At 72.2% G+C, this 25,990-nt stretch carries 20 protein-coding genes and 1 pseudogene; 12 read left to right on the top strand and 9 right to left on the bottom strand.

Translation table 11 applies throughout. From position 1 onward, the window contains the following. The first annotated feature begins 105 nt into the window (after nt 1-105). Nucleotides 106-1,719 carry an acyl-CoA synthetase gene (locus tag ACWD12_RS11280; RefSeq protein ID WP_450099306.1) on the top strand — a complete coding sequence of 538 codons (1,614 nt, stop codon included), beginning with the start codon at nt 106-108 and terminating at the stop codon, nt 1,717-1,719. An 89-nt stretch (nt 1,720-1,808) separates the two neighbouring features. Here the strand turns inward: ACWD12_RS11280 and ACWD12_RS11275 are convergent, their stop codons facing one another. Beyond that, the gene (locus ACWD12_RS11275; RefSeq protein WP_450099305.1) at nt 1,809-3,092 is read right to left on the bottom strand and encodes a DUF445 domain-containing protein; all 1,284 of its coding nucleotides are present in this window, start codon (nt 3,090-3,092) and stop codon (nt 1,809-1,811) included. 58 nt (nt 3,093-3,150) lie between these two features. Beyond that, on the bottom strand, nt 3,151-4,113 hold the full coding sequence (locus ACWD12_RS11270; RefSeq protein WP_358347829.1) for a glutamate ABC transporter substrate-binding protein: 963 nt from the start codon (nt 4,111-4,113) through the stop codon (nt 3,151-3,153). 291 nt (nt 4,114-4,404) lie between these two features. Between ACWD12_RS11270 and ACWD12_RS11265 the strand changes: the two genes are divergently transcribed. From ACWD12_RS11265 to ACWD12_RS11240, 6 genes are all read left to right on the top strand, one after another. Further along, complete coding sequence (locus ACWD12_RS11265; RefSeq protein WP_358347827.1) at nt 4,405-5,265, top strand: SAM-dependent methyltransferase; 861 nt, start codon at nt 4,405-4,407, stop codon at nt 5,263-5,265. Between the two features lie 54 nt (nt 5,266-5,319). After that, the gene (locus ACWD12_RS11260; protein ID WP_450099304.1) at nt 5,320-6,186 is read left to right on the top strand and encodes an SAM-dependent methyltransferase; all 867 of its coding nucleotides are present in this window, start codon (nt 5,320-5,322) and stop codon (nt 6,184-6,186) included. A 45-nt stretch (nt 6,187-6,231) separates the two neighbouring features. After that, nucleotides 6,232-7,395 (top strand): CaiB/BaiF CoA transferase family protein, encoded by a 1,164-nt coding sequence (locus ACWD12_RS11255; protein WP_450099303.1) that lies wholly within the window; start codon nt 6,232-6,234, stop codon nt 7,393-7,395. 235 nt (nt 7,396-7,630) lie between these two features. After that, on the top strand, nt 7,631-7,900 hold the full coding sequence (locus ACWD12_RS11250) for a hypothetical protein (RefSeq protein ID WP_358347819.1): 270 nt from the start codon (nt 7,631-7,633) through the stop codon (nt 7,898-7,900). Nucleotides 7,901-7,983: 83 nt separating this feature from the next. Further along, nucleotides 7,984-8,547 carry a UGSC family (seleno)protein gene (locus tag ACWD12_RS11245; RefSeq protein WP_450099302.1) on the top strand — a complete coding sequence of 188 codons (564 nt, stop codon included), beginning with the start codon at nt 7,984-7,986 and terminating at the stop codon, nt 8,545-8,547. After that, on the top strand, nt 8,544-9,752 hold the full coding sequence (locus ACWD12_RS11240; RefSeq protein ID WP_450099301.1) for a hypothetical protein: 1,209 nt from the start codon (nt 8,544-8,546) through the stop codon (nt 9,750-9,752). Before ACWD12_RS11245 ends, ACWD12_RS11240 begins: the two co-directional genes overlap by 4 nt. Nucleotides 9,753-9,802: 50 nt before the next feature. Here the strand turns inward: ACWD12_RS11240 and ACWD12_RS11235 are convergent, their stop codons facing one another. Then, nucleotides 9,803-10,438, bottom strand: a complete 636-nt coding sequence (locus ACWD12_RS11235; RefSeq protein ID WP_450099300.1) for an NADPH-dependent F420 reductase — start codon at nt 10,436-10,438, stop codon at nt 9,803-9,805. A 77-nt stretch (nt 10,439-10,515) separates the two neighbouring features. Here ACWD12_RS11235 and ACWD12_RS11230 point away from each other — a divergent pair. After that, nucleotides 10,516-10,911 (top strand): annotated as a pseudogene (locus tag ACWD12_RS11230) (winged helix-turn-helix transcriptional regulator); the annotation flags it as partial. A gap of 127 nt (nt 10,912-11,038) precedes the next feature. Here ACWD12_RS11230 and ACWD12_RS11225 read toward each other — a convergent pair. Then, nucleotides 11,039-12,997, bottom strand: coding sequence for a protein kinase domain-containing protein (locus tag ACWD12_RS11225; RefSeq protein ID WP_450099299.1), 1,959 nt, complete (start codon nt 12,995-12,997; stop codon nt 11,039-11,041). Between the two features lie 355 nt (nt 12,998-13,352). Between ACWD12_RS11225 and pucL the strand changes: the two genes are divergently transcribed. Then, entirely contained in the window at nt 13,353-14,231 is an 879-nt protein-coding gene (gene pucL / locus ACWD12_RS11220) for a factor-independent urate hydroxylase (RefSeq protein WP_358347804.1), read from the top strand. Nucleotides 14,232-14,505: 274 nt separating this feature from the next. Then, the gene (locus tag ACWD12_RS11215) at nt 14,506-15,555 is read left to right on the top strand and encodes an alpha/beta fold hydrolase (RefSeq protein ID WP_358347801.1); all 1,050 of its coding nucleotides are present in this window, start codon (nt 14,506-14,508) and stop codon (nt 15,553-15,555) included. 312 nt (nt 15,556-15,867) lie between these two features. On the opposite strand, the gene ACWD12_RS11210 is transcribed toward ACWD12_RS11215, so the two are convergent. After that, nucleotides 15,868-16,755 carry a hypothetical protein gene (locus ACWD12_RS11210; RefSeq protein ID WP_450099298.1) on the bottom strand — a complete coding sequence of 296 codons (888 nt, stop codon included), beginning with the start codon at nt 16,753-16,755 and terminating at the stop codon, nt 15,868-15,870. A 135-nt stretch (nt 16,756-16,890) separates the two neighbouring features. On the opposite strand from ACWD12_RS11210, the gene ACWD12_RS11205 reads away from it, so the two are divergent. Beyond that, nucleotides 16,891-18,993 (top strand): N-6 DNA methylase, encoded by a 2,103-nt coding sequence (locus tag ACWD12_RS11205; protein ID WP_450099297.1) that lies wholly within the window; start codon nt 16,891-16,893, stop codon nt 18,991-18,993. 483 nt (nt 18,994-19,476) lie between these two features. Beyond that, complete coding sequence (locus tag ACWD12_RS11200) at nt 19,477-20,766, top strand: citrate synthase (RefSeq protein WP_358347792.1); 1,290 nt, start codon at nt 19,477-19,479, stop codon at nt 20,764-20,766. 122 nt (nt 20,767-20,888) lie between these two features. Here the strand turns inward: ACWD12_RS11200 and ACWD12_RS11195 are convergent, their stop codons facing one another. The 4 genes from ACWD12_RS11195 to ACWD12_RS11180 all read right to left on the bottom strand — a co-directional run bounded on the left by ACWD12_RS11195 (nt 20,889) and on the right by ACWD12_RS11180 (nt 25,988). Beyond that, complete coding sequence (locus tag ACWD12_RS11195; protein ID WP_450099296.1) at nt 20,889-22,520, bottom strand: ABC transporter substrate-binding protein; 1,632 nt, start codon at nt 22,518-22,520, stop codon at nt 20,889-20,891. A 117-nt stretch (nt 22,521-22,637) separates the two neighbouring features. Beyond that, nucleotides 22,638-23,867 (bottom strand): ABC transporter ATP-binding protein, encoded by a 1,230-nt coding sequence (locus ACWD12_RS11190; protein ID WP_450099295.1) that lies wholly within the window; start codon nt 23,865-23,867, stop codon nt 22,638-22,640. Next, complete coding sequence (locus tag ACWD12_RS11185) at nt 23,854-24,948, bottom strand: ABC transporter ATP-binding protein (protein ID WP_450099383.1); 1,095 nt, start codon at nt 24,946-24,948, stop codon at nt 23,854-23,856. The genes ACWD12_RS11190 and ACWD12_RS11185 overlap by 14 nt, the downstream gene beginning before the upstream one ends. Further along, complete coding sequence (locus ACWD12_RS11180) at nt 24,948-25,988, bottom strand: ABC transporter permease (protein WP_450099294.1); 1,041 nt, start codon at nt 25,986-25,988, stop codon at nt 24,948-24,950. The genes ACWD12_RS11185 and ACWD12_RS11180 overlap by 1 nt, the downstream gene beginning before the upstream one ends. Between the last annotated feature and the right edge of the window lie 2 nt (nt 25,989-25,990).

Genomic DNA, 25,990 nt, shown 5'->3' with positions numbered 1-25,990 from the left:
CCAGCCTCAGGCTATGTTTTTGACCTTGTCAAGGGTATGTTTCTGAAACCTGTTGCAGTCACGTGTCAGTTCGCGCCAGTCCTCAGTCCTCGCGTGGGGAGTCCCATGAGCACCAGCCCGACGTTCAACCTCGCCGACCTGTTCGAGGCCGTGGTCGACGCCGTGCCCGGCCGGGCCGCGCTCGTCGCCGGCGACGTCCGCCTGACCTACCGGCAGCTGGACGAGCGGGCGAACCGCGTCGCCCACCACCTGATCGGCGCCGGCGTGCGGCCCGGGGACTTCGTCGGGGTGCACGCGTGGAACCGGGCCGAGTGGATCGAGACCATGGTCGGCGTGCACAAGGCGCGGGCGGTGCCGATCAACATCAACTACCGGTACGTCGAGGCCGAGCTCGACTACCTGTACGGCAACTCCGGCATGGCCGCCCTCGTCGTCGAGCGCGCCTTCGCCGACACCGTCGCCCGCCTCGTCCCCAAGTTCCCGGCGCTCAGGCACGTGGTCCTCCTGGAGGACGGCACCGGCACCGAGCACACCGTCCCCGGCGCGGTCGGCTACGAGGACGCCCTCGCCGCCGCGTCGCCCGAGCGCGGCTTCGGCGAGCGCAGCGGCGACGACCTGTACGGCCTCTACACCGGCGGCACCACCGGCATGCCCAAGTGCGTACTGTGGCGCAGCGAGGACATCTTCTTCGCGGCCCTCCAGGCCGGCCGGGTCGGCAAGCCCAAGATCACCACACACGAGGAACTCGCCGCCGAGGCACTCGCCTCCACCGGCCACGTGATGATGGGCCTCGCGCCGATGATGCACGGCGGCGGGCAGTGGTCGATGTGGAACACCTTCTACATGGGCAACACGTACCTGCTGTGGACCGGCCGCCGCTTCGAGCCCGACGCCGTGATGGCACTGGTCGAGAAGGAGAAGGTGCTCTCGCTCTCCGTCGTCGGCGACGGCATGGCCAGGCCGCTGGCCGACTGGTACGAGGAGCACAAGGGCAAGTACGACCTCTCCTCCCTCATGGCGGTCAGCAACGGCGGCGCCCCGATGAGCGCCCCGGTCCGCAACCAACTGGAGAAGGTCGCCGGACTGTTCGTGATCGACAGCTTCGGCGCCTCGGAGACCGGCGCCGCGGCCCGGCAGGCCGGCGCCCCCGGCGGCGCGACCCGATTCGCGTCCTCCAAGACGACCACCGTCCTGGACGACGACCTCAAGCCCGTCGAGCCCGGCTCCGGCACGGTCGGACGCCTCGCCGTCAGCGGCCACATCCCGCTCGGCTACCACGGCGACGACGAGAAGACCCGCGCCACGTTCCTCGTCGACGGCGAGGGCCGCCGGTGGGTGCTCCCCGGCGACTTCGCGCTCATCGAGGCCGACGGCACGCTCACCTTGCTCGGCCGCGGCAGCGCCACCATCAACACCGGCGGCGAGAAGGTCTTCCCCGACGAGGTCGAGTCCGCCCTCAAGTCGCACCCGGACGTTTTCGACGCGGTCGTGGTCGGCGTCCCGGACCCGCGGTTCGGCCAGCGCGTCACGGCGCTGATCGTGCCGCGCGAGGGCACCGCGCCGGCGTACGACGACCTCAGCGCGCACGTGCGCACCCTCATCGCCGGCTACAAGGCGCCCAAGGAGATCCACGTCGTCGACGCCATCGAGCGCACCGCGGCCGGCAAGGTCGACCTACGCGCCGCAAAGGCCCGTGCCGAGGAACTGTCGAACGGATAGGACTCGCCAGGGACGCGCGCGTCGGCGTGTCGCAGCCCGGGACGCCGCGTCGGGGAGGAACAGCAGGTCCCCCGACGCGATGCCCGCGTTCATCCCGCCAGTTCGGCGAGAGTGTGGATCACCAGCCCTACCAGCGCGCCTACGACGGTGCCGTTGATGCGGATGAACTGAAGGTCCCGGCCGACGTGCAGCTCGATCTTGGCGGACGTCTCGGCCGGGTCCCACGCGTGCACGGTGTCGCTGATCAGCGCGGTGATCTCCGCCTGGTAGTTCGTCACCACGTACGCCGCCCCGTCCGCCAGCCACGTGTCGACCTTCGCCCGCATGCGCGGGTCCTCCGCCAGCTTCGTCCCGAACGCCCGGACCGCCTTGGCGCTGCGCGCCCGCAGCTCGCTGTCCGGGTCCTCGGTCGCCTCCACCAGCATCGCGCGCGCCGCACTCCACACCGACGCGATCAGGTCCTGGATCTGCGGGTGCGCGAGCGTACGGTCCCGCAGGCCCTCGATCTGCGCGATCATGCGCGGATCGTGCTGCATGTCCTCGGCCGTGTCGGCGAGGAACGCGTCGACCGCGGCCCGCGCCGGGTGGTCGCGGTCGTCGCGTACCGCCCCCGCGAAGCGCACCAGTTCGCGGTGCACTTTGTTGGCCACCGTGCGGTCCAGGAAGCGCGGCGACCAGCCGGGCGACTCCTCCGCGACGACCCGCAGGACCGCCTCGCGGTTGTCGACCAGCCAGGCGTACGCCTTGTCGGTGACCAGGTCGACCAGCCCGTGGTGCCCGCCGTCCGCCACCACGCGGCCGAGCAGCGCCCCGACGGGCTGCGCGACCTGCCGCGCCGAGACCCGGCGGGTGATGGCCTGGCCGAAGACGGTCTGCACGTCCTCGTCGCGCAGGATGGTGAGCGCCGCGCGGGCCAGCGCGGCCAGTTCCTCGGTCACCCGTTCGGCGTGGCCCTCGTCGGCCAGCCACGCGCCGAAGCGGCGCGAGACGTCCATCTGGGCGAGCCGGCCGCGCACGACCGTGTCGGACAGGAAGTTGTCGCCGACGAACTCGCCGAGGCTGTCGCCCAGCGCGTCCTTGCGCGTCGGGATGATCGCGGTGTGCGGGATCGGCAGGCCGAGCGGGCGGCGGAACAGCGCCGTGACCGCGAACCAGTCGGCCATCGCGCCGACCATGCCGGCCTCCGCGGCGGCCTGCACGTACCCCGCCCAGGGCCCGGCGCCGCGCGACTCCAGCCAGCGCGTGGCCGCGAAGACAATGGTGGCGAAGACCAGGAAACCGACCGCGATCGCCTTCATGCGGCGCACTCCGCGTGCCTTTTCGCGCTCCGACGCCGTCGGCCCGGCGGCGGTGCGCGTCGCGAGATCGTCCATGGGGCTCATTCTCAGGTGCTGCCCTGCGGCGCACGCGGCAAGACAGGGCCGGGACGGATCAATCCCGGTAGCGGGTCACCGGCGGCTCCGGGTCGGGGTTCGCGGGATCGGCGAGGGGGACCGCGAGCCAGCGGTCGTACATCGCCTGCCAGCGGCCGTCCTCGATCATGTCGGCCAACAACCGGTTCAGGAAGCGTACGAAGTCGTCCTGTCCCAGCGGTACGGCCATCCCGTGTGGCTCGTCGGTGAAGCGCGGGCCCCGGATCTCGGTGTCGACGTCCTGCGCCTTGAGGCCGGCCAGCAGGGCACCCGTCGTGGAGATCGCGTCCACCTCGCCGCGCTGAAGGGCGACAAGGCAGTCGGTCCAGTTGTCGACCGCGTACGGCAGCACGCCCGAGTTCCGCAGCGTCACGATCGACGTCGTCACGCGCGCCGTGCACACCCGCTGCCCGGCCAGTCCCGCGATGTTCTGCGCGGGCGAGTCGCGCGGCACCAGGATCCGCTGTCCGTCGTCGTAGTAGTTGCCGCTGAACGAGACCTGCGTCTTGCGGTCGCAGGTGATCGTCATGGTGTCCACCACCAGGTCGACCTTGCCCTGCTGGAGCATGGGGATGCGCTGCGCCTGCGTGATCACCTGGTAGTCCACGTGGCCCGGCTCGCCGAAGATGGCCAGGCCGACCGCCTCGGCCATGTCGATGTCGAAGCCGACGTTCTCCTTGGACAGCCTGTCGATCGACGCGAAGAACATCGTGTTCTGGTCGACCCCGACCCTCAGCCGCTGGTCCCTCCGGATTCGCTCCATCGTCGAACCCGGCGGCATGTTCCCGGGTTTCGGGAGTGTCGAGAGCGGGGTCAGGCTTTCGCGCGGGTCGCACGCGGCGGCCCCTGACGCCGCCGGGTAGTCGGCGTCCGTCGCGGGCCACGCGGCCGGTACCAGCGACGGCGACGACAGCACCACCGGAGCCACCCGGCGGTCCCCCGGGGAGCACGCGGCCACCGCCACGACCAGCGGAACCAACAAGGCGAGAACTGCTCGCCGCATCCCGGTCGTTCGCATAAGACCCCGCCCCCCCGACACCGCGTTCGCGCCCCCCGACGGATCCCATGGTCCGCACGCGGCGTCACACGATCCACCCGTGGCGCCGATTCGAGGGGTTTCCCGCACTCCAACGCAGCGGAATTACCGGACAGACCAGGGCAGTCCAGCCTGAAGCACCGGTTGCGCCGCAGGGTTGGATCACTATCGCCGCAGGGCACCCGGTAAGCTCTCGGGGACGTGCGGCTCAGGACGTACGGGCGGGAGTGATAAGCCGTGACGCAGCGGGAATCGGAGCCGTGGCGCCTGCCACGAGGGGATGAAGTCGAGACCCACGTTCCCCAGGGCATCGACACTTCCACCGCCCATCCCGCGCGTATGTACGACTACTTCCTCGGCGGCAAGAACAACTTCGCCGCCGACCGTCAGGCCGCCGAACTCATCCTCGACGTGGCGCCCGAGGCCCGGCACGTGGTCCGCGCCAACCGCGACTTCCTGGCCCGCGCGGTGCGTTGCGCCGCCACCGAGCACGGCATCGGCCAGTTCCTCGACATCGGCACCGGGATCCCCGCCGAGGGGAACATCCACGAGATCGCCCAGTCGGTGTATCCCGAGGCGCGCGTCGCGTACGTCGACAACGACCCCATCGTGCTGGCTCACGCCCGTGCGCTGATCACCGGTGACCCGCGCGGCCGCACCACGTTCGTGCAGGCCGACCTCCGCGACCCGGAGAAGATCGTGGGCTCGCCCGAGGTGCGCGACGTCATCGACTTCGGGCAGCCGGTGGCGCTCGTGCTCGCGATGGTGCTGCACTTCGTACGGGACAACGAGGACCCGGCGGGCATCGTCGCCCGGCTGAGCGCTGCGCTCGTCCCCGGCAGTGTGCTGATCCTCAGTCATGTCACGTACAAGACCGAAGAGTTGAAGCGCATCGCGGAGGCGGTCTACGACCGCGCGAGCGCGCCCGTCGTGCCCCGCACCCACGAGGAGATCGCCGGGCTGCTCGACGGGTTCACCCCGGTCGAACCGGGCCTGGTCCGTGTGTCGCAGTGGCGCCCGGGGCCGGACGCGCCGGAGCAGACTCCGCAAGAGCTCGAGGACACCACGGTGTTCGGGGCTGTCGCCGTCAAGAACTGACTGCCGCTCACCACACCGCAGCACACCACACCGCACGGGACCGGGAGACGCGCGATGACGCCAGAGGACCGCGACGACGCCGCCGCGTGGCGTCTGCCGCGCGGCGACGAGATCGAGACGTACGCCCCGCCCGGCATCGACACGTCCACGCCGCACACCGCCCGGATGTACGACTACTTCCTCGGCGGCAAGACGAACTTCGCCGCCGACCGCGCCGCGGGCGACCGCATCATCGGCATCATGCCCGGCATCGTCGAGACCTCGCTCGCCAACCGGGCCTTCCTGGGCCGGGCGGTGCGGCACGTCGCGCGGGCGGGCGTACGGCAGTTCCTCGACATCGGGACCGGCATCCCGACCTCGGGAAACACCCACGAGGTCGCGCAGGCGGTGCTGCCCGAGGCGCGCGTCGCGTATGTCGACAACGACCCCATCGTGCTGGCCCACGCCCGCGCGCTGATGTCGTCCGACGGGCGGGGGCGCACCTCGTTCAGCCAGGGCGACCTGCGCGAGCCGGAGAAAATCCTGGCGTCGCCCGAGGTGCGCGACGTCATCGACTTCGACAGCCCGGTGTGCCTCAACCTGCTGGCGATCATGCACTTCATCGGGCCGGAGGACGACCCCGAGCGCATCATCGCGGTGCTGCGCGAGGCGATGGTGCCGGGCTCGTACATGCTGATGACGCACGGCACCGGCGACTTCGTGGACGACGACCTCGGCGACGCGGCCGTCGAGGTCTACAAGAACGCCTCCGCGGGCGTCACCGGCCGCACGCACGCCGAGATCGCCGCGTTCTTCGAGGGCTTCGACCTGGTGGAGCCGGGGATCGTCCGCCTGCCGCTGTGGCGCCCGGACGGCGACGGCCCCACCGACGAGGAACTGCGGCTGATCCTGCACTACGGAGGCGTCGGCCGCCTGCGCTGACCCGGTCGGCGGAGTGCGGGGCGCGAGGGAGCGGAGGGACGCGGCGTGCCGGCAACGAACCCGGGGGCACTCGCTGGACTGCGGGTCCTGGACCTGTCCACACTGCTGGCGGCACCGCAAATCGCGGCGGTCCTCGGCGACTTCGGCGCGGACGTCGTCAAGTGGGAGCCGCCGGGCGGGGATCCGCTGCGGCGCATCGGCGCGCAGCGCGACGGGCGGTCGATGCTGTGGCCGTACGTCAACCGCAACAAACGGTCGGTCGTCCTCGACCTGGACACCCCGGAGGGTGCCCGGGCCCTGCGCGGACTGGCCGCGGGTGTCGACGTCGTCGTCGCGAACCACCCGGAACCGGTGCTGCGGCGTTGGGGGGCCGACCGTGCTTCGCTGCACGCGCAGAACCCGGATCTCGTGGTGGTGAGCGTCAGTTGCTACGGCACGGACGGCCCGTACGCGGACCGCTTCGGCAACGGCTCGCTCGCGGAGGGGTTCGCGGGGCTCACCCACCTCACAGGTGCGGCCGACGGACCGCCGACGCTGCCCTCGCTGCCGCTCGGCGACAGCCTCACCGCGCTCTCCGGGGTCATCGGGGTCCTGCTGGCGTGCCGCAACCGGGAGGTGCTGGGCGGCGGCGGACAGCATGTCGACGTCAGCATGTACGAGCCGGTGCTCGGCCTGCTCGGCCCCACCATCGCGGGGTGGGACCCCGGCGCCGCGGCCCCCGCGCGTACCGGAAGCCGCGTGGCGGGCGGAGTGCCGCGGAACGTCTACCGCACCCGGGACGGCCACTGGGTCGTCGTCTCCGGGACCACCGACCGCCAGGTCGCCCGCGTCCTCGGGGTGATCGGCCGCGACAGCGCCGAGGACCACGAACGATTCGGCACCTCCGGGGCCCGGCTCGCGGCGGCCGACGAACTCGACGCGCTGCTGGCCGCGTGGGTTGTCGGCCGCGACCGGGCCGACGTCGTGGCGGCGCTCGTCGCCGCGCGCATCCCCGTCGCCCCCGTCAACGACCTGGCGGCACTGCTCGCCGACCCGCACGTCGCGGCGCGGGAGAACCTGCGTACGGTCGCGACCCCGGAGGCGGGGGACGTCCTGATGCCCGCGCCGGCACCGCGCCTCTCCGCGACCCCGGGCCGAATCGGCGCACCGGGGCCCGCCGTCGGCGAACACACGGCCGAAGTCCTCGCGGAGTTCGGGGTGGAGGCGTAGCGGCCTGGCGGCGGGCCGACCGCGCGGCGTACCGTGCCGAATACCGTGCGGAATCCCCGGCGATCCGATTCACCGGAAGTTCGCGGACTGTGTCCCGATAGGTCGACGGGCCGTCAATTCCCGTGCTACGTATGGCATGTGGGCAAGATCAGTCCGCCGCCGCGACACGGGAACGCCAACGAACCGGTGTGTGGAGCGGCGCGCGGTACGGCGATACGGCAGCACCGGAGGAGCGATGGACCAGGGCACCGTGACCGCCGCCGTCGAGGAGCTTCGCCGGCCCTTGCGCGCGGACGGCGCCGACCTCGTCCTGGTCCGCGCCGACCCCCGCACCGCGCTCGTCGAACTGCGCCTGGAACTGGACGGCGTGGGCTGCGCGGAGTGCATCCTGCCGCCGGACCGGCTCGCCGAGGTGGTGGCGGACGTCCTGCGCCGCGACCTCGCAGAGGAGTTCGAGCTCGTCCTGCACGACCCCCGGCGCAAGCCGGACACGGCCGAACCCTGAGTGGGCAGCTCAGCCCCGGCCGGGCACACCTGAGGCGTCCCCGTCTCGGACGCCTCTCTGCCGAATCCTCCGGAGGGGGAACCATGGGGATCATCCCGTCGCCGCGCCCGAAACTACGGGTACGCCTGCCGGTCGCCCGACCGCCGTCCGACGTGGGCGCGCCGTCGTTCACCGTCGACGGACCGCTGCGCGGCCGGACCGTGGGCCTGCGCCACGAGGGTTCGTGGCGCTCCTGGATCACCATCGTCGACGAGTGGCAGCGCTACCTGCGGGACGACGGCGCCGAACCGTCCGTGCTGCTGGCGAAAGGCCGTGTCGGCGACGAGGGGGAGCGCACCCGCAAGGACGTCGCGGCCTGGGCCGAGAGCGTCGACTGCGGTGTGTCCGGGCTCGGCACGTGCGGCTCGTGTACGTCCAACAGCGTGAGCGACGCCGTGGCGCTGGAGCGTCTGCGCAGGCCGGCCGTGGCCGCGGTGTGCAGCGAGTTCGAGACCCACGCCCGGAACATGGCGTCGTACCTGGGCCATCCCAGCCTCAAGATCCTCGTCCTGCCGTACCCGCTGGAGGCCCGGCCTACGGACGAACTGCGCGGCATCGCCGCCGAGTACTACCCGAGGTTCGTGGAACTCCTGGGAGCGACAAGGTGAACGCGAAGGGCGACCGCAAAGCGGGCAAGGACAAAGAATCCGGCAGAGCGAGCAGAGCGAAGGACAGGGCCAAGGACAAGTCGAAGGTCAAGTCCAAGGCCAAGGGCAAGGGCAGGGACAAAGGGGTGGGCTCGGGGCGCGGCACCGGGAAGTACGAGCTGACCGCCGAGGTCCTGGAAGTGGACGACGACGGCGGGCACGCCCTCTACGAGGCCTCCCTGCACGGGGGTTGGGGCGACGGGGCGCCCGTCCTCGCCGCCACCGACGACCGGGTGCGGGCGCTGCTCGCCGCGACGCCGTATCCCGGGGACCACGTGCTCGGCGCGCTCCCACCGCGCTTCGGCCTGGCCCGGGTCGAACTGGTGGCGGTCAACGCCGCCTTGGCCGGTGTCGAACCGCATGCCTTCCCCTACGTGCTGGCCGCCCTGGAGGCCATGCTCGTCCCCGAGTGGAACGCGGTGGCACTGACCACGACGACGTCGAGCGTCTGCCCGATGCTCATCGTCAACGGCCCCGAGCGCGACGAACTGCGCATCGACTACCGGGCCGGCTGCCTCGGCGGCGCGGCCGGGCGCGGATCCATGACCATCGGCCGCGCCGTGGCCCTGTGCCTGCGGAACATCGGCGGCCAGCGCGCGGGCGTGACCTCGCGTACGGTCTTCGGCCAACCCGCCCGCACGGGACTGTGCTTCGGCGAGTGGGAGGAGCGTTCGCCGTGGCCTTCGCTGGCCGCCCGCCGCGGACTGTCCCCGGACGCCGAGGTCGTCACCGTGCACGGCGGCAAGGGCGTCTTCCCGTTCGCCGACGTCAACAACGACGACCCCCGCGACCTCGCGTACGCGGTCGCCAAGACCGTGGCCTTCCCGCTCAACAACTGGTTCCTCGAACTGACCGGCAGCAGCGGACAGATCGTGCTGCTGCTCAATCCGATGTGGGCCCGCCGCCTCGGCGCGGCGTTCCCGGAGGCGGAGGACTTCCAGACGTACGTGTGGGAGCACGCCTGGCAGCCGATCGACGCCTTCCGCCCCGCGAACGCCGAAATCCTGGCCGCCAAGGACCGCGTGGACGACAAGGGCCGGGTCGCGCTGGCCGAGCGGCCCGACCAGTTCGTCCCCGTCGTGTGCGGGGGACTGGGCGGGCTGCACGGCGTCGCGCTGACGACGTTCGTGCAGAGCGAGATGCAGAGCGCGGTGGTGATGCGCTGACCCCGCATCGACCTGAGCCGACCTGAGCCGATCCGCGCCGACCCCGCGCGCTACCCGAGGCGCGGGATCGCGCTGTTGGGGTCCACGCCCGCAAACGCCAGCCCGATGGTGAAGCCCGCGACCTCTTCGAGTTGACGGACCCGGTCCAGTGGGCCGAGGACCGCCGGTGAGCCGCCGACCGCGCGTACGAGTTCGCCGACCACGCGCAGCGCCTCCGGGTCGTCGCCGCACATCGGCACCGTCGCCGGGGGTTCGCCGACACCACGTGCCCGCGTCCACTGCGCGGCGGGGAAGAGGTGGAACGCCTTGACGACGTGCGCCCCGGGAGCCGCCCGCGCGATCCGGTGTGCCATGGCCTCCCCGGGTTCGGTGAGCAGCACGCCGACGCCGTGGCGCACCGCGTTCGTGGGGTCCACGAGCGCGGTGCCGCGCAGCGAACCGTCGCCGGCGCCCGCGGTCCGCAGCATCTCCTCGGCGCCGTCCCAGGAGACGGCGAGCAGCACCGCGTCCGCCCCCGCGACGACGTCGCGCGGTGCGGCGGCGCGCGCCGTGCGTCCCAGCCGGTCGGCGGCCTTCTCCGCCTTGGCGGCCGATCGCCCGCCGATCACCACCTCGTGCCCGGCGCCGGCCCAGCCCTCGCCCAGCGCCGTGGCGAGTGTTCCGGTCCCCAATATCCCGATGCGCATGGTCGCTCCAAACTCGTGAGTGTTGTCGGGCGCACTCACGGTAGGCAACTCGTTCCGCACCGAACGGTACGTAACGCGTGGGGGACCATGGGGGCGTGACAAGTGACTCCGCGGCGCACGGCTTTGTCGCCGACTGCCGTCTGCGTGCCGCCACCGAGCTGTTCGCCCACACGTGGGATCCGGTGGTCCTGGCGGCGCTCCGCTCGGGGCCGAGGCGACGCGGCGAACTGCGCTCCGCCATCGGCGGCATCAGCGACAAGGTGCTCACGGAGTCGTTGACCCGCTTGCTGGGCACCGGTCTGATTGCGCGTCAGGCGTACGCCGAGGCCCCGCCCCGCGTCGAGTACCGCCTGACGGTGCTGGGGGAATCGCTGGTGGACGGGCCCCTGGTGGCGATGGCCCAGTGGATCGGTGAGTACGGCGACGCGCTCTTCGAGGCCCGTGAGGGCACCGACCGGCGAACTGCCGTGACCGATACGGCCGTGACCGATACGGCCGTGACCGATACGGCCGTGACCGATACGGCCGTCGACCGGCGGGCGGGCCGACGGGACCACGTCATGTAGCCCGTAGGCACACCGCGCCGGCTCGTCGTCCCGGTCAGGTCGATTGCTGCGTCTTCCGCCGCTGGGCCACCGCCAGCGCCAGCACGACGATTCCGGCGAGGCCGAACACCAGGGAGACGCCGGGCAGAACGAGTCCCATGAGGGGGTTCTGCAGGTCGCGCCACTCGCTGTCGAGCAGCCGGTAGACCGCGAGCCCGACGGAGGTCAGGCCGACGAGCACGATGACGGCGTACCAGACGGCGTTGCTCGCCTGGCGTTTCGGCTGTGCGGTCGCCGGGGCCTGAGCTGCCGGAGCCTGGATTTCCGGGGCCTGCGCGTGGGCCCGGGCTGCCGGAACCTGCGCGGCCTGGACCGGGGCCGCCTGCGGGAACGCGGCGGCCACCGGCGGGCGCGGCGCCAGTTCGGTCGGCGCGGCGGCCGCGGACGCCGCGCTCGCGGGAGCCTCCGCCGGGCTCCACCGGGGACCCGCGTCAGCGCGCTGCGTGGGAACGGCGGGCGCCGCGGGGGGTGCCGCGGAGGCCGCCGCCGGCCTGGCGTCCGGTGTACCGGGTTCCGAGGTCCGGGGCTTGACCAGGCGCGGCCGGTCGAGCGGTTGGCCGGCGAGCACGGTTTCGACCGCGGACTCCGCGGCCGCGCGTGCGGCGACTCCCGCGGCGGCGGCTCCCCGGTCCACCTCCACGGTTGTGTCGCCGTCCGGGTCGGTGTCCGCGTCGGTCGGCTGTGCGGGGGTGGACGGCCGACGTGCCGCGAGGACCGTGGGCGCCGCACCGCCCGCCGGCTTGGGCACCTCGACGGTCGCCGCCTCGGAGCCCTCGGCTGTGTCCGCATCGTCGGCCGAGGCGGCCGAGGCGGCCGCGGCCTGTGCCACGGCGGCGCGGCGCGGTGCCTCGACGGTGGTCTTCGCGGCTTCGGCGGCATCCACGGCTTCGGGGGAGGTCGCCGCGTCGGGCTTGCCCGCCTCGCGCTTGCGGACCTGGACCGTGGGCGCGGCCGGGGCCGCGGCCTGCTGGGGAACGCCGGCGGAAGCCGCCGCTCCGCCCGCGGCGGGTGCCTCGTGCGCCTCGTCCGCTTCGGCCGCCTTGGTCGGGGGGCTTGCCGCGCCGCTCTTGGCCTTCGCCTTCGCCGGTGCCTTGGCGGGGGCCTTCGACGCCGCCTTGGGCGGCGGCTTGTGCGCGGCGGTGGTCACCGCGTCACGCAGTGCCTCGGGCAGCCAGGCGATGCCGGAGGCGTCCGCGCCGTCGAGGAGTTCGACCAGTTCGGCCGCCGCCGGCCGGGCGTCCGGACGGCGTGCGAGGCAGCGGGCCAGCACCTCGGCCAGGTCCTCGGGCAGTCCCGTGAGGTCGGGGTTCGTACGCAGCACCTTCTGCGCCAACTCCGCCGAAGTGCCCTTGCCGTACGGGTGCACGCCCGCCGCCTGGCACAACAGCCCGGCCAGCGCGAACACGTCGGTCGCGGCCGACACGGACCCGCCGGTCGCCTGCTCCGGCGCCGGGAACACGCCGACGGCGTCCGCCCCGAGGAGGGCGGGCAGTCCGAGGTCGGTGATCTGCGGGCCGTCCTGGGTGAGCGTCACGGTGCCCGTCCCGAGGCCCTGGTGCACCACCTTGGCCTCGTGCACCGCGACGAGGGCCCGGGCGAGCGCGGTGCCCAGCGAGCGTACGGACTCCTCCGGCAGCGCCCCGTGTTCGCGGAGTGCGGCGTCCAACGGCAGCCCGGGGGCGTACTCGGTGACCAGCCACTTCGCCTCGGCGTCCGCGTCCAGCACATGGGCCAGGTGCAGGCCGTCGACCTCGCGCACGGCGGCGACGGTCCGGTGGAACCGCGCCACGAACTTCGGGTCCGACGCAAGGTCGGGCCGCACCAGGCGAACCGCGACCGTGCCGCCGTCCTTGGCCTTGCCGAGGAAGACGGCTCCGAGCCGTCCCTGCGCGAGTCGCGCGGACAGGCGGTACCGGCCCACCACCCCCGGGTCGCCCGGCTTCAGCGCTTCCATTGCCCGCCCTCCGTACTCCGCCGACCGACCTTCCATGGCCCCTGCCTGCCGCGCCACGCGTCGCGCAATGCCCGCGAACGCGCAGGTGGGGTCCGGTGAATGAGCGGCAGCCTACCGTCGGCCGGAAGCCGCGGCAGAGGGTGCCGCACAGGAGGCACCAGCTGTTCCCAGGCTGTGACGCGGGTCGGCGCCCGGGATGTGACGGAGCGTCCGGGATGCTCCGGACCGGGCGCTCCCGGCTCCGGTGGGCGGGCGTTGCACCGATCCGGGGCTTCCGCCGCGACGCACGGGCGGGTCGGCATGGCCGGAGTGCGCGGCGGGGGATGATCCGGAGAAACGCGAGGAGGCGGGCCGCATGGGAATCGTGCTGGGGCCGAACCGGTACGGCAAGGCGGAGGTGCGGCTCGTCCGCGTCGTCCGCGAGGACGCCGTACGCCACGAGATCACCGATCTCAACGTGTCGATCGCACTGTCGGGAGATCTCGCCGCGACGCATCTGGTCGGCGACAACGCGAACGTCCTGCCGACGGACACCATGCGCGGCATCGTCTACTCCTTCGCACGGGAGTGGCCGGTCGGCGAGATCGAGGAGTTCGCGCTCCGGCTGGCCCGGCACCTGGTTGCCGCGTACGCGCCGGTGCACACGGCACGCGTACGCGTCCATGCCTACCCATGGGAGCGCATCACCGCCGCGAACGGGCCGCATCCGCACGCGTGGTCACGCGGGGCGGGCACGCGGTACGCGGGGGTGGTGTGCGGCCCCGACGGCACGCAGGTCGTGTCGGGCCTGGAGGACGTCACCGTGCTGAAGTCGACCGGCTCGGAGTTCCACGGGTTCCTCACCGACCGGTACACCACGCTCCGGCCGACCGACGACCGCATTCTGGCGACCTCGGTCCAGGCGCGCTGGCGGCACGCGGGCGTGGCCGCCGACTGGGGCGCGTCGTTCGCGCGGGCCCGGGCCACGCTCCTGCGGGTGTTCGCCGACACGCACAGCCTCGCGCTCCAGCAGACCCTGTACGCGATGGGCGAGGCGGTGCTCGCGGAGCAGAACGGCCTTGTCGAGGCACGGTTCGCGCTGCCGAACAAGCACCACTTCCTGGTCGACCTCTCGCCGTACGGGCAGGACAACCCCGGTGAGGTCTACCACGCGGCGGACCGGCCCTACGGGCTGATCGAGGGGACCGTGCTGCGCGACGACGCCGCGCCCGCGCTCGCCGAACTTCCCTGGTAGCCGAGTTCCGTTCGTAGTCGAGCTGCTTTGGTGGCCGAACTCCCCCGGTAGCGGCCGTCAGCGGCAGCGCGTGGTGGCGGCCCGACGGCCGATCCCGGGGCGCAGCCTCTGATATGACGGGACGTCACCCGGCCCTTACACGTCGGAAGCGTCCACGAAACCGGCCGGTCGGACCATGGTCGGGGGTACTGGACCCACAGGCCCCTTCGGAACCACCGGTTGCGGGCCGCGACTTCGGCCTGCCGGACAGGGGCGCGAAAGCGGGGTGCCGCGCATGAGCCAAGCCGTTCCTGCCGTGGGGGAGACGCTGATCGGCCCCCTCACCGACGCGTCGCTGCGAGACAGCGCCGAAATCCCGCTCCGGTACCGCGAGGTGCACGGCTACCGGCGGGCCTACCGCATCGCCGGCGAAGGGCCGCCGCTGCTGCTCGTGCACGGCATCGGCGACAGCTCCGAGACCTGGCTGCCCGTCGTCGCGGAACTCGCCCGGCGGCACACCGTGATCGCCCCGGACCTGCTGGGGCACGGGAGTTCGGCGCATCCGCGGGCGGACTACGCGGTGGCGGCGTACGCGTGCGGCATGCGGGACCTGCTCGGCGTGCTGGACATCGAGCGGGTGACGGTCGTGGGGCATTCGCTCGGCGGCGGGGTGGCGATGCAGTTCGCGTACCAGTTCCCCGAGCGCTGCGAACGCCTCGTGCTGGTCGGCACCGCGGGCATCGGCCGCGACGTGCACCCGCTGCTGCGCCTCGCGGCGGGGCCGGGGGCCGAGGTGACGCTGCCGCTCGCCACCGCGGGGCCGGTCCGCGGACTGGTCCGCGCGCTGGTGCCGCTGCTGCGCGGGATCGGACGGTGGGGCGACGGGCGCCTGTCGGGCTGGACCAGGCTGGGCCTCGGGGCGGACTTCGACTATGTCCTCGGGCGGTACCAGTCGCTGGCCGACACCACCGCCCGCCAGGCATTCCTGCGTACGCTGCGGGCCGGGGTCGACGCCCGCGGCCAGGTCATCACGATGCTCGACCGGAGCTACCTGGCGGCGGGACTGCCCACGCTGATTCTGTGGGGCGCGCTCGACCCGGTCATCCCCGTCGCCCACGCCCGCATCGCGCACGCCGCCATGCCCGGCAGCCTGCTCCGGGTCTTCCCCGACTCCGGGCACTTCCCGCACCACGACGATCCCGCCGGATTCGCCAAGGCCGTCGAGGAGTTCGTGGAGGCCACCGCCGCCGCCGACCACGACCCGGTCCGCTGGCGGCAGTTGCTGCGTGCGGGGCGGCCCGGCGACCATCTGCCGGACGGGCCGCCGCAGTCCAGCGGCGCGTGACGCCGCCCGACCCCGCGCCACGCCGGCCTGCGGCACATTTCCCCCCAGGCTTACCCACCCCGGCTCAGCCCCCCCAGCGCCCCCATCTCGGGCTCAGCCCCCCTCAGCTCAGCCCCGGGGTTTCCCCCAAGCGCACCCATCCCGGGCTCGCCCCCCAGCTCAGCCCCGGGCTCGCCCCCCTCGGCGCACCCACCCTGGCTCAGCCCCCCAGTGCACCCATCCCGGCTCAGCCCCCCCGGCTCAGCCCCGGGCTCGCCCCCAGCGCACCCGCCCCCCGACTCGGCCCCCCGACTCGCGTCGTGAAGTGCCGGGTCAGAGCATCTCGTTGCCGGCGACGCCCTTTTCGCTGTCCAGGACCTCGATGTAGTCGACCTTGACGCCCGCGTTGTCCTGGATCCACTGCTTGGCTTCGGTGGCCAGCTTCTGCGCCTTGTCCATCCGTGCGAGGTCCGCGTCCACGTCGTCGGAGGCGGCCGGGAGCGTGGAGTTGATGACGACCTTGCCGTCGCCGCCGTACGGGCCCGCGTAGACGAAGACCGCGGTGACCGCGGAGCCGTACGTCGTGCCCTTGACGCCCGCGGCGACCTTCTGCGCGTACGCGTCGTTGGCGGCCTTGTCCTTGGGCTTGTTGTCCAGGTTCTCGTTGCCCGCGGTGCCCTTCTCCTTGTCGAGCACCTCGATGTAGCCGACCTTCAGGTCGTTGTGCTCCTGGACCCACTGGTGGGCCTCGTTGGTCAGCTTCTCGCCCATGGCCATGGCCTTGACGGCGGCGTCGTCGGTCGCGCCCTGGGTCGGCGGGAGGTCGGTGTTCACGGTGATGTTGTAGTCGGAGCCGGTCTGCTTGTCGGCCCGGACCTCCACGACATGGCCGCCGAGCTTGGTGGTCGCGAGGTACGCCTTGAGGTCGGCGGTGTACTTGCCCTTGTCGCCGACCGCCGGCTTGTCGGTCGGCTTCTCCGAGGTGGCGCCGCCGTCCTTCGCGGAGCCGCTCGGCTTCGCGGCGCCGTCGGTCGCGCCGGCGGTGGCCGCGGCAGGCGCTTTGTCGGCGTTCTTCTCGTCCTTGCTCTCGCAGGCGGTGGCCAGCAGGGCGGCCACACCGACCGCGACCATGACGCCGACGCGCTTGCGGGCCTTGGTGTGCGACATGCGGATCTTCTCCTCCGACGGTGCCCGCGACGCCGGTGTGGCCACGGACTTCATACTGGCTCCTTGATGACGTAGCCACTATGTACAACGTCTGTGAATAGTGTCAACAGGCAAACTGCCCGGGCGGCGATACGTCAGGGTAGGCTCGCGCTGTGTAGTTCACGACCCTCCAGCGAAAGGGCGCCGCGAATGCCAGGCCCCCAGGTCACCGCCGCCGAGATCGCCCGGATCGCGGGAGTCGGCCGTGCCGCGGTCAGCAACTGGCGGCGCAGGTTCCCGGACTTCCCGCAGCCGGTCGGCGGCACCGAGACGAGCCCCACCTTCTCCCTTGCCGAGGTCGAGGGGTGGTTGCGCGAGCAGGGCAAGATCGCCGAAGTGGCGCCCGACGAGATGTTGTGGCGTGCTCTGGTCGAAGCGGCCGGCGACGAGGACCACGCGGCTGTGCTCGCCCAGGTCGGCGAGCACCTGCTGCGGCCCGGCGCCGGAGAGCCGTCCGATCCGGCCCGCGGCGGACCGCGCGCCGCGGTGCTCCGCGACGCCGCGCGCCGCGCTGAAGAGGTGGGCTCCGCCCGGGTGTTCGAGGAGCTGTACGCCCGCTACACCGACTCCGGCGCGCGCCCCGCCGCCGCCACGCCGCCGGGCCCCGCCGCCCTCATGACCGCACTCGCCACCGCGCTCGGACCGGCCCGTACCGTGCTCGACCCCTCGTGCGGCGCCGGAGACCTGCTGCTCGCGGCCCGGCGCGCGGGCCACGGCGCCGAGGCCGTCGCCGGCCAGGACCCGGACGCGGGCCTGGCCCAGCTCGCCGCCGTACGCCTGGCCTTCCTGGCAACCCGCGGCGATCCGGCCGCGGTTCGCGGTCCGGACGCCTTGGCCGCGCCCTCGGTGGCCGTCGGCGACGCGCTTCGGCACGACGCCTGGCCGGTGGTGCGGTTCGACGCCGTCCTGTGCAACCCGCCGTTCAACGAACGCAACTGGGGTCACGACGCACTGGCCTACGATCCGCGCTGGGAGTACGGCCTGCCGCCCAAGACCGAGGGTGAACTCGCCTGGGTCCAGCACGCGCTGGCACACGCCCGGGTCGGCGGCACGGTCGCCGTCCTGATGCCGCCGGCCGTCGCCTCACGCGGATCGGGCCGCCGCATCAGGGCGGAACTCCTGCGCAGCGGAGCCCTGCGCGCGGTTGTCGGCCTGCCCGCGGGCGCGGCGCCGCCGGCCGGAGTGGCCCTGCAGATCTGGCTGCTCGTCCGCCCCGGACCCGGCATGGCCTCCTCGCACGTGCTGTTTGTAGACACCGCCGCGCACGAGGCCGCCGCCGCCGCGCCGCGGCCGGGCCCGGCCCGTTCGGCGGCCGCGAACGAGGCGGCCGGCCACGCCCCGGACTCCCGCCGCGACCCGGACTGGACGGCACTGTCCGAACTCGCCGTCGACGCCTGGCGGTCCTTCGCGGCCGAGTCGGCCGCACTCGCCGAAATCCCGGGCGTACGCAAGGCCGTGCCCGTCATCGACCTCCTCGACGACGCCGTCGACCTCACCCCGGCCCACAACCTGCCGCTCCCGGCCGGCACGGAAAGCGCCGACGTCGTCGCCGACATGCGCGGCGCGCTCGCCGACGCGCTCGAATCCGTCCCGCAGTTCCTCCCGGACACCCGCCGCGCGGGATCCGGCGCCCCGGCCTGGCGCCGCGTCGCCATCGCCGACCTGACGCGCGGCGGCGGTGTGGCGCTGTTCCGCGGGCCGGTGCGCACCGGCCGCGGCGAGTCCGAATTCGCCGCCACGGGCGCTGGCGGAGCCCCGGCCGACCGCGTCCTGACCGCCGCCGACGTCACCGCCGGGACCGCCCCGAGCGGCTCGTGGCCGCCCGGCGACGCAGGATCCGACCGGCGCACCCGGATCGAGCCGGGCGACGTCGTGATCCCCGCCGTGTTCACCGCCGAGGGCACCGCGGTACGCGTGGCCGAGGCAGCCGACGCGGGCGCGCTGCTCGGCCCCAACCTGCACCTGCTGCGCCCGGACCCCGGTGTCCTCGACGCGTGGTTCCTGGCCGGATTCCTGGCCGCCCCGGCGAACACGCGGCAGGCGACGTACGGCTCCAGCATCGTGCGCCTGGACGTGCGCCGTTTCGAGGTGCCCCTGCTGCCCCTGGACGTCCAGCGGAGCTACGGGGCCACCTTCCGCGCCCTGCACCGCTTCAACACCGCACTGAGCCGCGTGGGGGACTTCGGTGCGCGCCTGGGCGCGGGGCTCCTGGAAGGCCTGACCTCCGGCGTGCTGGAGCCGGTGCGGAAGTGATCCCGGTGGACCTGTGGGACGGGCGTGACCCGTCCCACACCGACCCGGGCCCGGCCCGCCGCCATGCCTCCGACGTGCTCCCGGCCGGTTCCCGCCCCGGCCCCCGATCTCACAACGCCCCTGCGTGCGGCGTGAGATGGCACGCGCGGTCACACTGCGTGTGCACCGCGGAACCCGTTCGGCCCAAGTGGTCCGGCCTGTGGCGACCCCGTACCGTGGGCGGGAGTCGGACCGCCACCGTGCGGTCCGCGCAGGTAGACCCGGCTCCGAGGGGATATGCGGGTGCCCACCCGGGCATGATTCTCATGTGACGATCCGTCACGTGATGTGGCTCACGGTTTGATCCGCGAGTTGGGAGCCGGTTGCGGCGCGGCATTGTGCGCCTGCTATTCGTACTGGTGCACACATGTCACGAAAGCCGGGGCCGACCGGACACGATCCGGACGGGTGTCGGAGCCTGAGCCGAGAAGTAGGGGACCAGCCATGAGCGAGGACTCGGTAGTACTGCGCTATCAGGGGAACGAACACACCTACCCGGTGGTCCCAGGGACCATCGGCGACAACGCCATCGACATCGGAAAGCTGCGTGCCGAAACCGGTCTGGTGACGTACGACGGCGGATTCGTCAACACCGCCGCGTGTAAATCCGCGATCACCTTCATCGACGGCGAAGAAGGCATCCTGCGGTACCGCGGCTACCCGATCGAGCAGTTGGCCGAGCAGGGCAGCTTCCTGGAGACCTCGTACCTGCTGATCTACGGCGAGCTGCCCACCCCGTCGGAGCTCGACGAATTCCGCGACGAGGTCACCAAGCACACGCTGCTGCACGAGGACGTCAAGCGCTTCTACGACGGATTCCCGCGCGACGCCCACCCGATGGCGATGCTCTCGTCGGTGGTCAGCGCGCTGTCGACGTTCTACCAGGACAGCCACGACCCGTTCGACGAGCGCCAGGTCCACATCTCGACCATAAGGCTGCTCGCCAAGCTGCCGACCATCGCGGCGTACGCGTACAAGAAGTCGGTCGGCCAGGCGCTCCTGTACCCGGACAACTCCCTCGACTACGTGCAGAACTTCCTGCGCCTCGCCTTTGCGGTGCCGTCCGAGGAGTACAAGGCGGACCCGGTCGTCGTCGCGGCGCTGGACAAGCTGCTCATCCTGCACGCCGACCACGAGCAGAACTGCTCGACGTCCACGGTGCGCATGGTCGGCTCCAGCCACGCCAACCTGTTCGCGTCGGTTTCCGCGGGCATCAGCGCGCTGTGGGGTCCGCTGCACGGCGGCGCCAACCAGTCCGTGCTGGAGATGCTCGACGGCATCAAGGCCAACGGCGGCGACGTCGACGCGTTCGTCCGCAAGGTCAAGGACCGTGAGGACGGCGTCCGTCTGATGGGCTTCGGCCACCGGGTCTACAAGAACCACGACCCGCGTGCCCGCATCATCAAGAAGGCGGCCGACGACGTGCTCAGCCGCCTCGGCAAGCGCGACGAACTCCTCGACATCGCCATGCGTCTCGAGGAAGTCGCGCTGTCGGACGACTACTTCGTGTCCCGCAAGCTGTACCCGAACGTCGACTTCTACACCGGCCTCATCTACCGCGCGATGGGCTTCCCGACGTCGATGTTCACGGTGCTGTTCGCGCTCGGCCGCCTGCCGGGCTGGATCGCGCACTGGCGCGAGATGATCGCCGACCCGGCGTCGAAGATCGGCCGCCCGCGCCAGGTCTACACCGGTACGCCGATCCGCGACTACGTGCCGCTGGGCGCCCGCTGAGGTAGCCCGGGCACGCCGCTCGCGGCCCGCACAGACGGCGAACGGCCGGTCGGGACCCTTCAAGGTCCCGGCCGGCCGTTCCGGTGCGCGGCGGCGGCCCCTGCGCGCCGCCGTGCAGGTCCCTACTTGGCCTTCGGCTCCAGCGAGGTGGCCACGAGGACCGAGCCGGGGCCGATGGGCGTGGCCGTGGCGTACGGGTTCCCGGCGTCGGGCCAGCCGATTACCTTGCGGGTGTTGTACTCGGCCCACGCGACGAAGTTGAACAGCGGGATAACCGGGACCTGTTCGACCATGATGTCCTGGATGCCGTCCAGGGCGGCCTGCTGGGCGGCCGGGTCCTGCGTCGCGGCGTACTGCTGCAGGAGCTGGTCGGTCCTGGCGTCCTTCCACCGGACCTGGTTCGCGAACGCCGGCTTGCCGATGTCCTGCGTCAGGTAGCCGGCGAGCGTGCGCTCGTAGGCGTGGAACGGCGTGAACGCCCCGGTCAGCGGACCGACGGTGGAGGCGTCGAAGTTCCCCACGAACTGGTTCGCGATGAACTCGCTGGTCGCCTTGGTCTCGACCTTGACCTCGATGCCGATCTGCTTCAGCTGGTCCGTCATCACCTGGTACATCGTGATGATGTCGGTGAACCCCGACGAGGTGAGCAGGGTCATCGTGAACCGCTTGCCGTCCGGGCCGACGGCGTATCCGTCGCCGCCGATGCGGTAACCGGCCTTCTCCATCAGCGCCTTGGCCGCGGGGATGTCCTGCTTGAGCGTCACGCCTTTGTACTTTGCGGCGACGAACCTCTCGTGCTGCGGGAATACGAGGCCGGTCGGAGTCGTGTTGGCCGGCTGCTGGTTCTGCTCGGCGACCTCGACGAGCTTCTCGCGGTCGAGGGCGAGGCTGATCGCCCTGCGCACGTCGGTGTTCTGGTATTGCGGCTTCGTCAGGTTCATCCCCAGGAACGTCGGCGCGACCGGCGGGAACCAGTACTTGTTGTTGGCCGGGTCGTTGGCGACGTATTCCTTCTCGATGTTGTTGACGAAGTTCGCCGCCCAGTCCAACTCGCCTTGCGCCAAGGCGAGGTTCGCACTCACGTTGGAGTTGTAGACGACGTACCGCAGACCGTCGATCTTGGGTTTCCCGGCCTGCCAGTAACCCGGGTTCTTCTTCAGCAGATAGCCCTGCGGCGACCACGTGTCGAGCATGAACGGCCCGGTGCCCACCGGGTTCTCGTTGGTGAAGGCGGCCGGGTCGGGCACCGCCTCCCAGATGTGCTTCGGCACGATGTACGTCGCACCGATGAACGCCTCCTGGGTGAAGCCGGGCACCGGGAAGGTGAGGACGACCTTGTCGGGGCCTTCGGCGCGCGCCGGGCCGAGGGCGAGGCCGTACACGTTCATCGCCGGGTTCTTCTGCAGCATGTTGAAGGTGAAGACGACGTCCTCGGCGCTGAACGGCCGCCCGTCGCTCCACTTGACGCCGCTCTGCAGGTCGAGCGTCAGCTCCTTGCCGTCGGCCGAGTACTTCCACGACTTGGCCAGCCAGGGCGTCGTCTTGCCGACTTCGACGGCGCTCGGGATGAACAGCGGCTCGTTGATCATCGAGACGCCGCCGATGAGGTTCATCGGACCCGTCGTCAGGAACGGGTTGAAGTTGCGCTGCAACGGACCCGTGGGAGCGCCCGCCACGTTCAGGATCGTCGAACCCGACGAACTGCTCTCGTCACTGCACGCGGCGGTGGTCGCCGCGAGGGCGAGCGCCGTCACGCCCACGAGGGTCCGGACCACGGCCCGGGAGCGGCGTATGCCGCCGAACCCCGCGAAACCGCCTGTCCTGCCTGCTCCGCCGAGCCTGCCTGGCCTGCCGAATCTGAGCACGAGCACTCACCGCCGTCCGGTCGTCATCGGGTGCTGGTCCTGCTGGTCGTGCCGTTCCTGCTCCGGGGCGTGCAGCCAGCACGCGGCCCAGTGCTCCTCGCCGCCGACGGCCCCCGTACCGCCGACGGCCCCCGTCCCCCCTGCGCCCCCCGCGGCCCCCGCCCCGGGCGCGGACCCCGTCCCGGCCGCGGCCGCGGAACCGGTGGCTTTCGCGGGGAACTTGGGCGGCTCCTTCTCCGCGCACACCGGCATCGCCAGCGGGCAGCGCGGGTGGAAGCGGCATCCGGTGGGTGGATCGGCGAGGTCGGGTGCCTCGCCGAGGCGTTCGCCCCGTGCGCCGGCCAACGAGTCCCGGCGGTCCGGATCGGGTGCCGAGTCGATGAGCAGGCGGGTGTACGGGTGCGCCGGCTCCTGGGTGACCGCCTCGGCGGGGCCGCCCTCGACCAGGCGCCCGGCGTACATCACCTGGACGCTGTCGGCGAAGTACCGGGCCGACGCGATGTCGTGGGTGATGTAGAGCAGCGCGAGCCCGTCGTCGTGGCCGAGCCCCTGCAGCAGGTTGAGCACGCCGAGGCGGATCGACACGTCGAGCATCGACACCGGTTCGTCGGCGAGGATCACCTCGGGGCGTACCGCGAGCGCGCGGGCGATCGAGACGCGCTGCCGCTGCCCGCCGGACAGTTCGTGCGGGCGTTTGCGGGCGAACTGTTCCGCGGGGGTCAAGCTGACACGTTCCAGCAGTGCCAGCACCTCGTCGTGCAGTTCCGCCTTGGTGCGCCGCGGGCCGTGCAGTCGGAGCGGCCGGGCGATGTGGTGCTCGACCGTGTGGATCGGGTTCAGGGACGCGAACGGGTCCTGGAAGATCATCTGGACCTGGCCGAGGTAGTCCCGGAACGCCCGGCCCCGCGGCTTGCCCACCGGCCGGCCGTCGAGCCGCAACTCGCCCTTCGTGGGCGCCTCGAGGCGTGCCAGCACCCGGGCGATCGACGACTTGCCCGAGCCCGACTCGCCGACCACCGCGGTGATCCGCCCCCGGTGCAGCGCGATCGACACGTCGTCGACCGCGTGCACCACGCGGCGCGGGCCGATGAGCCCGTCGCGCCCGGTGTGCCGGACCGGGTAGTGGCGGGAGATGTCGCGGGCCTCCAGGACCGGCCCGTTCGGGGAGGGGCCTGTTCCGGATGCGGTGCCCGGCTGTCCGTCCAGTTGCGGGGTGTTCCGCTCAGGGGTTGTCATCGGCGCTCCCGTTCGGATCGTCCAGGTGGCACGCGACCAGGCGCTCGGGATCGTCCGGGGGAACCCGCAGCAGCGGAACGTCCCGCGTGCAGCGGTCGAACGCGTGGCCGCAGCGTGGCGAGAACGCGCAACCGGGCGGCAGCGAGCGCAGGTCCGGGGGCGAGCCCCCGATACCCGTCAGTTCGCGGCGTGGCCCGCGCAGCGGCGGGAAGGACCCCACGAGCCCCTTGGTGTAGGGGTGTTGGGGGTCGTGGTAGATCTCGTAGGCGGGCGCCGACTCGACGAGGCGCCCCGCGTACATGATCGCGACCCGGTCGGCCACTTCGAGCAGCAGCGACAGGTCGTGCGTGATGAACAGCACGGCGAACCCGAACTCCTCGCGCAGCCGCACGAGTTCCGCGAGGACATCGCGCTGCACCACGACGTCCAGCGCGGTGGTCGGCTCGTCGAGCACCAGCACGTCGGGGTCAAGGGCCAGCGCCATCGCGATCATCACGCGCTGCCGCATGCCGCCCGAGAGTTCGTGCGGGTAGGCCCGCATCCGTGCCGCCGGCACCCCCACGGTCGTCAGCAACTGCGCCGCCCGCTCCCGGCATTCGGTTATCGTGATGCCCGGCCGGTGGGCGCGCAGAGTGTCGCTGATCTGGGCGACCACATTGTGCACCGGATTGAGCGCGTTCATCGCGCTCTGGAAGACGATCGCGATCTCCTCCCAGCGGAACGCCCGGAGTTCGGCGCGGTTCATGGCGAGTACGTCGACCGGAGCCGACACGTGTCCACCGGCCGCGGCGCCCTCCTTGGCTCGGCGGTGGTAGAGAACCTGGCCGCCGGTGATCGCCCCCGGCGGCCGCAACAGCCTGGTGACCGCATGGGCGAGCGTCGACTTGCCCGACCCGGACTCCCCGGCCAGACCGAGGGTTTCCGACCGGTGCAGGGTGATGTCCACGTTGTCGACCGCGTGCACGGCCCCCGGACCCTCGCCGTAGTCGACGGTGAGGCCCCGGATCTCCAGCAGGGGTTCGGGCCCGAGAGCCGGGCGGTCGGCCGGTGCCGCGGATGCGGCGGTGATCTCGGTCGCGATCACGGCGTCGGTTCCTTTCCTGCGGAGGCGGGCACCGGCGCGTCGCCCCGGGCCGGCGGGACGGGCCCGTCGGCCCCGGCCGCCGCACCGGTCGCGGCGCCGAGAACGGGGCCGGCGGCGTGGCGGCGGCGCTTGCGCGCGCGCTTGGCCACCGGGGACAGGCGCGGGTTCATGAGTTCGTCCGCACCGAAGTTGACGAGCGAGAGGCTGGCGCCCACGAGTGCGATGCACAGCCCGGGCGGGATGTACCACCACCACGCGCCGGTGGTGAAGGCGCTGGAGTTCTGCGCCCAGTAGAGCGTCGTGCCCCAGCTCCACGTGCCGCCGAGGTCGCCGAGGCCCAGGAACGACAGGCTGGCCTCGGTGAGGATGGCGAAGATGAACGTGAAGAGGAAGCCGGAGATGATGATCGCGCCGAGGTTCGGCACCAGTTCGACGGTGACGATGCGCCACGGGCGTTCGCCGATCGCCTTCGCGGCCTTGATGTAGTCGCGGTTGCGCAGCGAAAGGGTCTGGGCGCGTTGCAGGCGGGCGCCGAAGGCCCAGCCGGTGACGCTGATGACCACGGCGATCGGGAACCACCCGCCGCCTTCCAGGTATCCGGTCAGCACGATGGTCAGCGGGAGTGCCGGGATGACCAGGAAGATGTTGGTCAGCATCGACAGGGTGTCGTCCACCCAGCCGCCGACATAGCCCGCGGTGACACCGATGAGGATGGCCAGGGCGGTCGCGAAGGTTGCCGCGACCAGGCCGACGAGCATCGACGTACGCGCGCCCTCCAGCACTTGCGACAGGATGTCCTGCCCCGACTGCGTGGTCCCCAACAGGTGTTCCCCGGACGGGGATTGCAGGATTGGGCCGCCTGTCTTCGACGGGTCGTGCGGGGCGATCCACGGGCCGATGACGGCCAGGAGCACGAACGTCCCGAAGATGACCAGTCCGGCGACCGCCTTGCCGGAGCGCAGCAGCGGGATGCCGCGGCGGGCCCGTGCGGGGGCCGGCTGCGTCTCCGCGGTCGCGAGGGTGGCCGTTGCCGCCATGG

It is taken from the genome of Streptodolium elevatio (assembly GCF_053592165.1).
This window is presented reverse-complemented; position numbering and strand designations above follow the sequence as displayed.

Coding starts and splice junctions, on each gene's coding strand:
- ACWD12_RS11250 (WP_358347819.1), top strand. CDS start 7,631: ATGGACCAGGGCACCGTGACCGCCGCCGTCGAGGAGCTTCGCCGGCCC.
- ACWD12_RS11205 (WP_450099297.1), top strand. CDS start 16,891: ATGCCAGGCCCCCAGGTCACCGCCGCCGAGATCGCCCGGATCGCGGGA.
- ACWD12_RS11200 (WP_358347792.1), top strand. CDS start 19,477: ATGAGCGAGGACTCGGTAGTACTGCGCTATCAGGGGAACGAACACACC.
- ACWD12_RS11215 (WP_358347801.1), top strand. CDS start 14,506: ATGAGCCAAGCCGTTCCTGCCGTGGGGGAGACGCTGATCGGCCCCCTC.
- pucL (WP_358347804.1), top strand. CDS start 13,353: ATGGGAATCGTGCTGGGGCCGAACCGGTACGGCAAGGCGGAGGTGCGG.
- ACWD12_RS11275 (WP_450099305.1), bottom strand. CDS start 3,092: ATGGACGATCTCGCGACGCGCACCGCCGCCGGGCCGACGGCGTCGGAG.
- ACWD12_RS11210 (WP_450099298.1), bottom strand. CDS start 16,755: ATGAAGTCCGTGGCCACACCGGCGTCGCGGGCACCGTCGGAGGAGAAG.
- ACWD12_RS11245 (WP_450099302.1), top strand. CDS start 7,984: ATGGGGATCATCCCGTCGCCGCGCCCGAAACTACGGGTACGCCTGCCG.
- ACWD12_RS11235 (WP_450099300.1), bottom strand. CDS start 10,438: ATGCGCATCGGGATATTGGGGACCGGAACACTCGCCACGGCGCTGGGC.
- ACWD12_RS11280 (WP_450099306.1), top strand. CDS start 106: ATGAGCACCAGCCCGACGTTCAACCTCGCCGACCTGTTCGAGGCCGTG.
- ACWD12_RS11260 (WP_450099304.1), top strand. CDS start 5,320: ATGACGCCAGAGGACCGCGACGACGCCGCCGCGTGGCGTCTGCCGCGC.
- ACWD12_RS11225 (WP_450099299.1), bottom strand. CDS start 12,997: ATGGAAGCGCTGAAGCCGGGCGACCCGGGGGTGGTGGGCCGGTACCGC.
- ACWD12_RS11190 (WP_450099295.1), bottom strand. CDS start 23,867: ATGACAACCCCTGAGCGGAACACCCCGCAACTGGACGGACAGCCGGGC.
- ACWD12_RS11180 (WP_450099294.1), bottom strand. CDS start 25,988: ATGGCGGCAACGGCCACCCTCGCGACCGCGGAGACGCAGCCGGCCCCC.